Genomic DNA, 13,045 nt, shown 5'->3' on the forward strand with positions numbered 1-13,045 from the left:
ATTTGCCCCTTTTTCGGTGACGTATAATGTTCTGTTAGCCTTTAGTCTAATTTCATGTCATTTCGTCGGCTCTGGCTTGCAATGGGGTAAACTTTACTATTTCTTTGGGTTATAGCTTATTACGGTTTAAGCACCTTTAGTGATTTCATGGGTGTGCCCGCAGGCAATGACAACAACAAGGAAAAGATCATGACAACATCAGCAATCAAGCCAACTCTCAGCTATCATCGTGGCGCCTCTGACACACCTTTACTTGAGCAAACCATTGGCGGCTATCTGGAGCGCATTGTCGAGCAGTTTGGGGACCGTGAAGCGATTGTTGTGTGCCACCAGCAACAGCGTCTTAACTATCGTGAGTACCTGGCTCGTATTGACGAGCTGGCTGCTGCGCTATTGCATTGTGGGATCCAGCCAGGCGACAGAGTTGGGCTCTGGTCACCCAATAATCTTGAATGGTCGCTGGTGCAATTTGCCACCGCGCGGATTGGTGCCATTATGGTGTGCCTGAACCCCGCTTACCGCCCAGCCGAACTAGAGTTTGCGCTCAATAATGCCGGCTGCAAAATGCTCATCATGGCCTCCCAATTCAAACATAGTAACTATGTCGATATGCTCAAAGAACTTGCCCCGGGTCTGGAAGACTGCTCTTTTGGAGATCTGTACGCTCCCAGACTACCAGATCTGACCCATGTTGTGGTTATTCCACAACCTGGAGAATCGGCCCCGCCAGGACTGTTTGATTTCAACCAGTTGCTTACACTCGCCTCAGAACAAGATTATGACGCCCTGCGCACTATCGGACCCAGACTAAACCCTACCGACGCCATCAATATCCAGTTTACCTCAGGAACAACCGGCAACCCCAAAGGCGCAACGTTAACTCACCGAAATATTCTCAACAATGCTAACCTGGTCGCGCAGACTATGCAGCTGACAGAACAAGATAAACTTTGCATCCCGGTGCCCCTATATCACTGCTTTGGCATGGTGCTGGGCAATTTAGTATGTCTTAGTCAGGGGGCCTGTGCGGTGTTCCCAAATGACGCTTTTGATCCGCTTCTGACACTACAAACCGTTGAGGCAGAGCAATGTACTGCGCTGCATGGCGTACCTACCATGTTTATCGCACAGCTGGAACATGAGCAGTTTAATCAGTTTGACCTGAGTTCACTCAGAACCGGAGTTATGGCCGGTGCCACCTGTCCGGAAAAGGTCATGCGAGATGTTCAGACCAAAATGCACATGACCGACATCTTAATTGGCTACGGCCAGACTGAATGCAGCCCTATTAACCATATTACTGACGTGTCGGCCCCTTTGATAAAACGGGTCACAACAGTCGGTCGGGCCATTGCCCATACAGAGGTGAAAATCGTTGATGAAAGTGGCGAACTTACCCCCAAAGGAGTACCAGGCGAAGTCTGTGCTCGCGGATACAGTGTCATGCTGGGCTATTGGCAGGATAACGCAAAAACTCAGGCAACCATAGACGCTGACGGCTGGTTACACTCGGGTGATTTGGGCGTGATGGATGACGAAGGTTATGTTGCCATCGTCGGGCGCATCAAAGACATGATCATCCGTGGTGGCGAAAACATCTACCCAAGAGAGATAGAGGAAGTATTGTATCATCATCCCGACATTCAGGATGCCGCAGTATTTGGGATCCACGATGAAAAATACGGTGAGGAAGTGTGTGCCTGGCTACAACTCAAACCCGGGCATTACATAGATGAAGAAACAGTACGAGATTACCTAAAAGACAAACTCTCCTACTTTAAAGTCCCCAAACACATACGTATTGTCGACACTTATCCTATGACAGTCACCGGAAAACTACAAAAATTTAAAATGCGCGAAGCGATGGAAAAATCTCTCAGTGAACTTGCATAAGTAAGGGCGACTCGTCGCCCTTTACCTACGAGTAATACACGCCTGAGAACTGCAGCTCAGCCATTTGCATTCGCCTCATTGGTTAAAGCAAAATGCTTTTTGAATAAAAAGACTTGCTTACGCAATAAAATTTTAACTGCATAAACAGCTAAATACGTAGAAATCGCTCACAAATTCAACTAGCCTATTAACACGAGCTCCATTTTTAAAGTCTTTTTCATGGTTGCCAATCATGCATTTGGGTAGACAGTCAATTGTAATACACACACTCCTGGTCTTGATGGCTGTCATACCTGTGCTTTGCTTTGGCAATATTCCCTTACTCGCCAATCAATACTCACTGAAAAAGCTGACCGCTGAAGATGGGTTTGTCTCGTCAGAAATTTACTCCATTATTCAAGACCAACAAGGGCTACTCTGGTTTGGTACGGCCGAAAATGGGGTCATGCGCTACGATGGTCGCAAAGTCACCCTGTTTGAGTTTGATGGCAAAAATGCAGGGGGCCTGTCCCATAATGACGCCGGAAACCTGATGCTGGACAGGAATGGAAACATTTGGATCGGGACCTGGGGTGGCGGCGCGAATCGCTATGATCCAAGAACAGGAAAATTTGAGAATTTTCTCCATGACCCCAAACAAGCCGATTCAATTTCCGCCAACAGGATCCAGTCTTTATATCACGATCTGGACGGTACTATCTGGCTTGGATCTTATGATAGTGGCCTCAACCGATACTTAGGGCAAGGTCAGTTTGAACACATCAAGAAAACTTCTGAGTCGGCCACTGGCCTTTCCCATAATCGGATCTGGGACATAGAAAATGACGGCAAGGACCGTATCTGGATTGCTACCAGCTATGGGCTAAATTTATACGATAAAACCACCAAAAGTTTCCATTACTTTTTTCCCGACTCAGCCAATATCACCCCAACCGGCACAAATGAAATCCGCCATATTTTAAAGGCGTCTGACAACCAGCTTTATGTAGGCACACAGCAAGGTCCATTCACATTTGACCCAGAAAGTGCTGATTTTACCGAAATCGGACCACAAGATGGCAGTCATCTTGGCCAGGTAAATTCTATGATTGAAGATCAGGAGGGTTACATCTGGTTTGTTACCAGTAAAGGGGTATTCAGAAAAACCCCTTCAACTGATGAATTAGTACAGCTAGACCTTGAACATAGTCATGGCATGAGAATTATCTTTGAAGACAGTGCCAGAACGCTCTGGATAACCAACGAAGTGCATGGCATTTTCAAACTGGTACCTCATCGCAAATTTAAGTCAATTAACAGCTCAAAACTACAGGCACCCAATGGCATTACCGCAGACAGTAACGGTGATCTGCTCATAGTAAACTCAAGGTCACACCTGTTAAAATGGGACGTGTCTTCGCAAACCTTGAGCACCCTGTCTGGCCCAATTTTTAACGAGTCAAATGGGTTTGATGAAAACAGACTATTAGAGCGCCCTGTCTTGCATCTCGACACACGGGGTAACTTATGGGTTGCACAAGATGAAGGACTGGCGAAGTTTCATTTAGACTCGCTCGAGGCAGAGCTCATTCGTTATCCCAAGGATGACCCTAACCACCGAGAATTTAGGGAAATCAGAGCACTCGCCCTCGATAAGCAAGGCGATCTGTGGATAGGCACATATAAAAATGGCGTTTATATTTACAGCCCAGATAAAGGCACCTTCAGACATCTTGACCCTTCCTATGGCTTATCTCACCCAGAAGTTCTGACAATCTATAAAGATAATTCACAGAATATGTGGGTTGGCACCGGCAATGGCGTTAATCTTTGGCTGGAAAAAGAACAAATATTTCAGCCGTTTACAAACAATATTTACCGGGAAGACAGCCTGCTTGGTAGTATCGTTCAGGATATTCATCAAACTCAGGACGGGCAAATCTGGATTGCCACTCAGCAGGGACTTAACCTCTATCAGGCTCAGACCAATAACTTTGCGCATTTTAGTATGCAAAATGGCCTGCCCAGCAACCTGATCCGTGCGATTTCGGATGACATGCGGGGGAATTTATGGCTCACCACCAACAGAGGCATCACCAAGTTTTCTCCAGCAGATGGTAAAGTCACTAATTTTGACAGCCACAATGGGCTGCTCGGGCTAAACTATTATCCGGATAGCCTGGTAAAAGGTAGGCACGATCTCTTATTTACCAGCAGTCAGCGTGGCATTGAATATTTCAGTACACGCCCTTTGCAGGCTAACCAAAAAGATCCTGCGCTGATCCTGACCGGCTTTAACAAAATGGGGCAGCCCGTTAAATTGGACAGACCCTACTCCTATGTGACTGATATTTACCTTACATATCTCGATTATATATTCTCTCTGGAATTTTCAGTACTGGACTTTGTCTCGCCCAATAAGAATCTGTATGCCTATAAGCTTGAAGGTTACGATGACAACTGGATAGAAATAGGCAACCGCAATAGCGCCACTTTCACTAACTTAGATGGCGGGCATTATACCTTTCAGGTAAAAGCAACCAACAGCCGTGGCGAATGGGGCTCAAGCATTCTGTCTGTTAACCTGCACGTGTCTCCGCCTCCATGGAAAACTTGGTGGGCATACACTTTGTATGCATTGGCGTGTGCTCTGGTTATTTTTAGCGTGATCTACTTGCGTACCCGACTACAAAAAGCGGAGATAGACCGCCAGAAGCAGTTTGTAATACAGCTTGAGGAGCAGGTCTCTGAGAAAACCGCCTCATTAAAATCACAAGCCACTGCGCTTGAGGCAGCACTGAAAAAAGCGGAAGAAGCCACCCGGCTTAAATCTGAGTTTTTGGCCAATATGAGTCACGAGATCAGGACACCCATGAATGGCGTTTTGGGCATGTTGGAGCTACTCAAACACAGCGAGTTAACACCCGAACAAGAACACTCGGTGGGGATTGCCAGCAACAGTGCGCACTCCTTACTCAGCCTCATTAACGACATTCTTGATTTTTCAAAAATTGAGGCCGATAAACTGGAGCTGGAATTCATTGACTTTGATGTCAGGCAGCTGTTTGAACAGCTTGCAGAATCCATGGCTCTTGCAGCACAAACAAAGGGGATCGGCCTTGTTTTGGATCTGACCGGCATAGACGCACACATTATTAATTCCGACCCAGGCAGGATCAGGCAAATTGCAGCCAATATCCTCAGTAACGCCATTAAATTTACAGAAGAAGGCGAAATTATCATTTCCGCCTCGCTAAACCCGTCAGCTAGTGATGGCCAGTACACTCTCAGCTGTCAGATCCAGGACACCGGGATAGGCATTCCAGAAGACATGCTATCGAGTCTGTTTGATTCCTTCACCCAGGTTGATGCATCAACCACCAGAAAATACGGCGGTACCGGGCTTGGGCTGAGCATAACGAGAAGACTGTGCCAGCTGTTAGGGGGAGATGTTTACGTTTCTAGTAAAGTGGGTATTGGTAGCTGCTTTGAATTTACTTGCCTGGTATCCAAAAGCGATCAGCCTCAGCAAAATTTACCGACATTTGATTCTATGAATATTCGTGCGCTATTAGTTGACCCGGACACATCCAGTAATCAAGCCATCAAAAAGCAACTTGAACTTTGGCAGGTTAAGGTGAGTGTGGCAACGAACGCAGAAATAGCACTGCAAATACTGGCTGACAACACCATAGATATTGTCTTTTTTAACCGCTCACTTCCAACCATGAGTAGCGAGCTGATGGCCTGTGAGATACGGAGCAACGCTGAACATAGTCGGTTAAAATTGATCATGATGACACTGCTGGATGAACAGTTCGAAGCCATTGAGTCCAGCTCAGAACAGCTGGACGGATACTTCACCAAACCAGCAACACAAAGCGACCTCATCAAGGCATTGTCTACCGTAAAGGCCAATACTGAGGCTGATCCTGACACTTCAGCCATTCAAAATACCCTTACTGATAGCGATATCTCAGCCCCTTGCTGGGCAAAACACACCCGCGTTTTACTCGTTGAAGACAACAAAGTTAATCAAATTGTAGCTGTACGTATCTTAGAGCATTTAGGGGTATCAACTGACATTGCCGAAAACGGGTATGAAGCATTAGATAAATTGCGCGATGCTGATGACTCAACTCCATACACTATTGTACTGATGGACTGCCAGATGCCGAAAATGGATGGCTATGAGGCAACCCGCTGTATACGTTCGGCACAGGCTGGGAGTCACCAGGCAGATATTCCCATCATCGCCATGACCGCCAATGCCATGCAAGGCGACAAACAAAAATGCCTGGATGCAGGTATGGATGATTACATAACCAAGCCCATAGAATCTGCCAAAGTTGCCGAAAAGCTTGAATACTGGATCACTAAAACAACGATAACCTGATTAACGCACTGGCTTTGCTAATCTACGAATGAGCAGTATTGGGTTGAGTGGAGTTGCTCATTAATGTCAGAACAAAACATTCAAAACGGACGTACCAAGCATTCGGAATGCTAAAATGAGGAAAAGAGCACACGAGATAGCGAAAAGCCGCTATCTCGCAGCCCTACCATTTTGATGGACGCACAGTAGGTAATCCCTTCAGAACTTTTTTCATGTACTCAGCTTGCTTACCAGATGGCGAACCGTCAATATCAGCAACCCTCTGTAAAAGATCTTTTATAGAATCTACCTGATTTGGTTTGAATTGGTCATAAGCTCTCTCCAAACTTCTTGCTGGGTTTGAGAAAAACTCCTGACCATTACCTATAAGATACACACTGGAGGTGAGCATATCTTTTGCTTCCCCAGGGCTAAGGTGAAACTCTTGCTCAAACACCTCAAGGATTGCCGACTTTTGAGTAGCGGTGATATCTCCATCCACTTTTGCAACCCCTGTTACCAGCAAACCCGCAACATCCAACGGAGAGTCCAGTTTGAAAACAGGGTTAAGATCGTGGTTTTTGCGAAAAGTCCTGCGGCGGTGCCATGAAAAAGGATTAAGCCAGCCCAAATCAATTCCAGAATCGTTGAGTCGATTAGCCAAAATTAAAATTGTAATGATTGCTCCGAGCAAACCTAAGATAATGTGCATTGTTAAAAATTCTCCTTTTTTGGCTAACAGATAATTCGACTCCCTTCTTCCTGCTATGCATTACTGGTCAGCTTTTATGATTGGAGTCAGACAGTTATGAACAATAATACAGTGAACGGTATTGATTTGGCAAAAGTTGTTTTGCAGGTTGGCGTGTACGCAAACATTTAGGTGGGTTCGAATGCAGAGGTAATACCGCAAGCATTTACATCAGGGTTGTAACTCAGTAGCAAAATAAAAACTGGCAGACCCCTACTCCTGAGGTACTAACATTATGTGTTCATGTCTTTCTTTTTGGGGTTTTGAGGTGTTACCGGAATTGAGTGTAAAGTTAATTGCAGTAGGTAAAGTTAATTACAGTAGGTAAAGTGAGAAGTTCCTCTTGCTCCCGACTGACTGTAAGTTTTACACACCCCAGATGCCGCATTAGCCTGAGGCATAGCCATTAACACCAAAAGAAACGAGGCATCTTCATTGTTCACAACTTCTGATGGGATATTCGCCCGTATAAAAAAATTGTGAAAGCTATTATGATGGAGCAGGTATACCTTATCACGATTTATTTCATCCAAAATGTCAGCAATTTCCATTCCACAGTCTCCCACTTTCAACCCCTTGCTCTTAGCTCGATTAACCAGCTCCATGCGCAAAGTTTCTAAGAAGTAAACGCGCGCAGACTCAATCAAGTCAATAGACACATCTCGCCTAAGGTATTTATCATAAGACCTGTCGGCGACCTCACTAACAAGTGAAAACGCCCACATTGGTAATTTGAGCTTCAAAAAAGCTTCAACTCCCTCTATCGATTCGAGAACGGTATGATGGCTCTGAAGGCTGCCACGAAAGTCACTGTCACCACATTCATATATCAAGTCAAAGGCATCGGGAAGAACATTAGCTTCCTCTGCACAAGACTGTGAGGCTGTGAGACCCAATAGCACAAATGATAGAAACGTTTTCGCTACCATCTACCCTAACTCCTTTAATCAGTTTACCCCTGGATTTTGCAACCATAACCGTGATTTCTTTTTTGACATGCTTGAATGTCATCTCAGGTAAAATTCCTTCACAGGTTGATACTGATGCAACATATTTCTTTAACTTCAGAGACTTTACCACGGATTTAGGACATTCGTGAGACACTCGTTTGGGAAGGAGCGTTCGAGAGAAGGAGCGTTCGAGAGACACCCAATCCTGACGTTTGGGAGACACTCATTCCTAAAGTCAGCTTCCGAATGCAGGCAGGTGCACTTTCAATTGAACCTGCCCTCATCAACAATGTTATATGTAGGTGGCGCAACAACCAGTGGTGCTTTGAACTCGATTGAACCGTTTTGCTTCTCAAGGTTGCGTAGCATCTGTGCGATGATCTGCATGTCACCCTTGTGAACCATACAAGAACCAACGAAGCCCAGGTCAACTGGCTTGCCATCGTAGAAAGAAACAGGACGGATCACGTCGTGCGTGTAGCGTCTTGATACGTCTTCGTTGTTTACATCCGGGTCGGCATTCATTGGTTCAAGAATTGACAGAATTGACAGACATCCACTCCAAAACTTATCTGCCACTGGGTGTCTGCGTATTTTCTCGAGATGCCATTCATTCTTGCATGCTCCAAAGCAAGTTTACCGTTCGTTATTGCCAACCCCATTCATGTGAAACGCTTCGCCGGTGCAATCGGCCAACGAGCCAAAACCGATAAACTAGACGCCAAGCTGATTGCACACTACGGCGCAGCAATCAAGCCGCCTCTATCTAAGCTAAAGCCAGAATCTATGCGGCTTATGAGCGATTTGGTCGCAAGAAGAAACCAACTGCTTGTCATGCAGACCATGGAGAAAAACAGGCTACATATTTTGCCCAAAGAACTGGCGATGACAATAAAACCGATCCTAACCGCCTTCAAAAATCAGATCCAAAAAATTGAAAATAAAATCATCAAACTGATCGAATCATGCCCTGAGTATCAGGCAAAGAACTCTCTATTACAAAGTATGAAAGGGATCGGGAAAATCGCCGCAGCCTCTATCATCAGTAACTTGCCTGAACTCGGTTACATGACCAACAAACAAGCCTCTGCATTGGTTGGTGTCGCGCCAGTTAATCGCGAAAGCGGCCGCTTCAAAGGGATGCGAAAAATACAAGGTGGCCGCCACCAGGTTAGGACTGTTTTATATATGGCTATGATGTCAGCCATCCAATCCAACCCTGTTTTCAAAGCGCAATATCAAAAGCTGGTCACATCAGGAAAACCGAAAAAAGTGGCCTTAATTGCCTGTGTTAGAAAGATGGTCGTTACCTTGAACTCGATGCTCAGAGACGGAACAATGTGGGAAGCGCCAATTGCTGAAATTTAGTTATTGACGCCATAGTCTCTTGTTAGTTTTATTTTTCTAATTCTTTCAGTCTTTGCTTATCATCAACTCGTTGAATCATAAAATACCAAAGAATAAAGCCTAATAAAGAAATAAACACCCCACCAAATACTCCATAACTTTGGATCGCGTCTAACTTTATTAGTTTAGAATAATAATATTTAATTTCTTCAGTTTTAGCCTCATGTTTTATGCGAGCAATTTGAAGATCTTTTGTGAACTTGATAATATCAGTAAGTTTGGCTTCAAGATGATCCGTTTTAGCCTTTTCATTATTATTCATTTTATTTTCTTCGGCGGCTATCAAGTCTTTAAGAGCTCTTTGCTGTTCTTCAATTTCCTCTAATTCAAGAAATATAATAGATGACTCAATTTTAATCTCCCTCACTTTTTCATATGTTATATGTAGAAGATATTGAGGGATGAACAAGAAGATTAAAAATATCCAAATGCCTGAGATAGATAAAAACTTATATAAATTATCTGTTGGTATACTAGGAAGTTGCATAAATACTCGATATAAAACTGACAGGTTATTAGCGTGAACACCGCTTAAACCCAGTTCCAAAAACCGTACAGATCCACAACTAAATTAATTTATTCATAAATAGAACAATAACCTACCACCTTTATTCCCATCGTTCAAGCCAAAACGGCTCTGTTAAGGGCTAAAGCCGAGCCTCGTTCATAGCGAAACTTAAAAACGCAAACAAAACAAGAAACTTAACCTAATAAACAACCACATTCACCTATACCTGTACAAGCGAACAATACTTAGAAACGGTCACCCAATCTCCACCCAACAAAAAAGCGCGTAAAAACGCGCTTTTTTCAGTCTTTTAATCTGTGAAGATTAAAGTACTTTAACAGGTACCGCTTGCTCTGAACCGAACTTAGTTGTCAGTTCTTCTTCAAGTGGGGTGAACGCAGTAAGGTCGATGCCTTCAACAGCGGCCTGGTACTCGTCCATAGTTGGGAAACGACCCAGAACAGTGGCAAGTACTACCAGTGGCGTAGAGCCAAGTAGTGATTCACCTTTCTTCTCGGCTGAATCCGCTACAACACGGCCCTGGAACAGGCGCGTAGAAGTTGCGATTACAGTGTCACCTGGTTCTGCTTTTTCCTGGTTACCCATACACAGGTTACATCCAGGGCGCTCAAGGTACAGGATGTTTTCGTACTTAGTACGTGCAGCTGTTTTCGGATTTTCATCGTCAAACTCAAAGCCTGCGTACTTAGCCAGTACTTCCCAGTCGCCTTCTGCTTTTAGCTCATCAACAATATTGTATGTTGGTGGCGCAACAACCAGTGGTGCTTTGAACTCGATTGAACCGTTTTGCTTCTCAAGGTTGCGTAGCATCTGTGCGATGATCTGCATGTCGCCTTTGTGCACCATACAAGAACCAACAAAGCCCAGGTCAACTGGCTTACCATCGTAGAAAGACACAGGACGGATCACGTCGTGCGTGTAACGTCTTGATACGTCTTCGTTGTTTACGTCCGGGTCGGCAATCATTGGCTCAACGATTTCGTCCAGGTTCACCACAACTTCAGCGTAGTACTTAGCGTTGTCATCTGGTGCCAGTGCTGGTTGCTCACCAGACTTGATACCCGCGATACGCTCGTCCGCAAGATCAATCAGACCCTGAAGCGTTTTCGCTTCGTTGTCCATGCCCTTGTTGATCATGATCTGGATACGGCTCTTAGCCAGCTCGATAGACTTGATCAGCGTTTCGTCGTTAGAGATACAGATTGACGCTTTCGCTTTCATCTCTGCAGTCCAGTCAGTGAAAGTGAACGCCTGGTCAGCCATCAGCGTACCAATGTGTACTTCGATGATACGGCCCTGGAATACGTTTTCACCGCCAAATTGCTTCAGCATTTGTGCCTGAGTAGCGTGTACCACATCACGGAAGTCCATGTGCTTCGCCATTGCGCCTTTGAAGGTTACCTTCACAGACTCTGGAATTGGCATTGCAGATTCACCGGTCGCCAGTGCCAGCGCCACAGTACCTGAGTCGGCACCGAATGCGACACCTTTAGACATACGCGTGTGCGAGTCACCACCGATGATGATTGCGCGGTCGTCCACAGTAATGTCATTCAGTACTTTGTGGATTACGTCGGTCATTGAGTGGTAAATGCCTTTCGGATCACGAGCTGTGATCAGGCCGAACTTGTTCATGAACGCCATCAGCTTAGGAATGTTTGCCTGTGCTTTTGCATCCCATACAGACGCAGTGTGACAGCCAGACTGATACGCACCATCAACCAGCGGAGAAATCGTAGAAGCAGCCATGGCTTCCAGTTCCTGCGCAGTCATTGGGCCCGTTGTATCCTGAGAACCAACGATGTTTACTTTAACACGTACGTTTGAACCTGCGTGCAGCGGCGTCTCAGACGCAACACCGATTGCGTTACGGTTAAAGATTTTCTCAACCGCAGTCAGGCCCTGGCCTTCATGCGATACTTCTTTAGAAGGCGCATATACTTCTGGTGCTTCAACACCTAAAGTTTCAGCTGCAAACGTCTGAAGTTTCTTACCGAATACTACCGCGTAAGAACCACCCGCCTTCATGAACTCCACTTTTTGTGGTGTGAATGAAGATGATACGTCAACCAGCTCTTTGTCGCCGTTGTATAGTTTCTTCGCTTTGGTGTCGATTGTCAGCAGTGTGCCAGTCGCAACAGAGTATGCTTCTTCCAGTACCGGGTCGCCATTTGCATCGGTAACCACTTTGCCGTTTTCGTCGGTTTTCTTCACCCAGTTTTTCAGGTCAAGACCAATACCACCGGTTACATCAACGGTTGTCAGGAAGATAGGCGCGATACCGTTAGTACCCGCTACAACCGGTGCAATGTTGATGAAAGGAACGTAAGGGCTTGCCTGGGTACCAGCCCAAAGTGCCACGTTGTTCACACCAGACATACGAGATGAACCTACACCCATAGTGCCTTTTTCAGCAATCAGCATCACTTTTGCATTTGGGTGCTTCTTCTGTAGCTCAACAATCTCTTGCTGTGCTTCTGGGGTGATCATGCATTTGCCGTGTAGTTCACGGTCAGCACGTGAGTGCGCCTGGTTACCTGGAGAAAGCAGGTCAGTTGAAATATCACCTTCACCGGCAATATAGGTTACAACTTCGATTTTTTCTGGAATATCAGGCAGCTTAGTAAAGAATTCCGCGTTCGCGTAGCTTTCTAAGATGTCTTTTGCAACGGCATTGCCCGCTTTGAATGCTTCTTCCAGGCGTGACGTGTCTTCATCGTACAGGAAAACCTGGGTTTTCAATACGTCTGCAGCTTGCTTAGCAATGGCTTCGTCGTTGCCCAGCGCAAGGTCAAGTAGTACCGCGATAGAAGGACCGCCTTTCATGTGCGAAAGCAGTTCGAATGCAAAGTCAGCCGTGATTTCAGCTACAGACTCTTCGCCCAGGATAATTTCTTTTAGGAATTGTGCTTTCACACCAGCAGCGCTGGTTGTGCCCGGAAGCGTGTTGTAGATGAAGAAGTTCAGTGAATCTTCACGGTGCTCATGCCCTGTGTCTTTGATTTGGGCAATAATTTCAGATAGCAAATCAGCGCTATCGATTGGTTTTGGACTCAATCCAAGTTCCGTTTTACGGGTTTGGATTTCTTCCATGTACTCATTATACAAACTCATATAAACCTCGTCAGGCAGTAATACGTGTAGATAGAACCGACCCATTC

6 protein-coding genes and 2 pseudogenes are annotated in these 13,045 nt (G+C 45.4%); 3 read left to right on the forward strand and 5 right to left on the reverse strand.

The window, feature by feature from the left end; all coding sequences use genetic code 11:
- Positions 1-189 precede the first annotated feature (189 nt).
- Both ACXAH1_RS20520 and ACXAH1_RS20525 read left to right on the forward strand, forming a co-directional pair.
- Positions 190-1,893 (forward strand): AMP-binding protein, encoded by a 1,704-nt coding sequence (locus ACXAH1_RS20520; RefSeq protein ID WP_475199209.1) that lies wholly within the window; start codon positions 190-192, stop codon positions 1,891-1,893.
- A 280-nt stretch (positions 1,894-2,173) separates the two neighbouring features.
- Positions 2,174-6,268: a two-component regulator propeller domain-containing protein gene (locus tag ACXAH1_RS20525; RefSeq protein WP_475199210.1), complete on the forward strand. Its 4,095-nt coding sequence runs from the start codon at positions 2,174-2,176 to the stop codon at positions 6,266-6,268.
- 163 nt (positions 6,269-6,431) lie between these two features.
- Here the strand turns inward: ACXAH1_RS20525 and ACXAH1_RS20530 are convergent, their stop codons facing one another.
- The 3 genes and pseudogenes from ACXAH1_RS20530 to ACXAH1_RS20540 all read right to left on the reverse strand — a co-directional run.
- Complete coding sequence (locus ACXAH1_RS20530) at positions 6,432-6,959, reverse strand: tellurite resistance TerB family protein (protein WP_054017669.1); 528 nt, start codon at positions 6,957-6,959, stop codon at positions 6,432-6,434.
- A gap of 350 nt (positions 6,960-7,309) precedes the next feature.
- On the reverse strand, positions 7,310-7,927 hold the full coding sequence (locus ACXAH1_RS20535; protein ID WP_475199211.1) for a hypothetical protein: 618 nt from the start codon (positions 7,925-7,927) through the stop codon (positions 7,310-7,312).
- 300 nt (positions 7,928-8,227) lie between these two features.
- Positions 8,228-8,485: pseudogene (locus tag ACXAH1_RS20540) on the reverse strand (hypothetical protein); the annotation flags it as partial.
- 60 nt (positions 8,486-8,545) lie between these two features.
- Between ACXAH1_RS20540 and ACXAH1_RS20545 the strand changes: the two are divergent.
- Positions 8,546-9,316 (forward strand): annotated as a pseudogene (locus ACXAH1_RS20545) (IS110 family RNA-guided transposase); the annotation flags it as partial.
- A 28-nt stretch (positions 9,317-9,344) separates the two neighbouring features.
- Here ACXAH1_RS20545 and ACXAH1_RS20550 read toward each other — a convergent pair.
- Positions 9,345-9,842 (reverse strand): hypothetical protein, encoded by a 498-nt coding sequence (locus tag ACXAH1_RS20550; RefSeq protein ID WP_475199212.1) that lies wholly within the window; start codon positions 9,840-9,842, stop codon positions 9,345-9,347.
- A 345-nt stretch (positions 9,843-10,187) separates the two neighbouring features.
- Positions 10,188-12,998: a bifunctional aconitate hydratase 2/2-methylisocitrate dehydratase gene (locus tag ACXAH1_RS20555; RefSeq protein WP_475199214.1), complete on the reverse strand. Its 2,811-nt coding sequence runs from the start codon at positions 12,996-12,998 to the stop codon at positions 10,188-10,190.
- Positions 12,999-13,045 lie beyond the last annotated feature (47 nt).

The sequence above is a fragment of the Pseudoalteromonas sp. AWH4_217 genome (assembly GCF_056161105.1).

Bases quoted from the DNA above. Each gene is read 5' to 3' on its own strand.
- ACXAH1_RS20520 (WP_475199209.1), top strand. From the start codon at position 190: ATGACAACATCAGCAATCAAGCCAACTCTCAGCTATCATCGTGGCGCC.
- ACXAH1_RS20525 (WP_475199210.1), top strand. From the start codon at position 2,174: ATGGCTGTCATACCTGTGCTTTGCTTTGGCAATATTCCCTTACTCGCC.
- ACXAH1_RS20530 (WP_054017669.1), bottom strand. From the start codon at position 6,959: ATGCACATTATCTTAGGTTTGCTCGGAGCAATCATTACAATTTTAATT.
- ACXAH1_RS20535 (WP_475199211.1), bottom strand. From the start codon at position 7,927: ATGGTAGCGAAAACGTTTCTATCATTTGTGCTATTGGGTCTCACAGCC.
- ACXAH1_RS20550 (WP_475199212.1), bottom strand. From the start codon at position 9,842: ATGCAACTTCCTAGTATACCAACAGATAATTTATATAAGTTTTTATCT.
- ACXAH1_RS20555 (WP_475199214.1), bottom strand. From the start codon at position 12,998: ATGAGTTTGTATAATGAGTACATGGAAGAAATCCAAACCCGTAAAACG.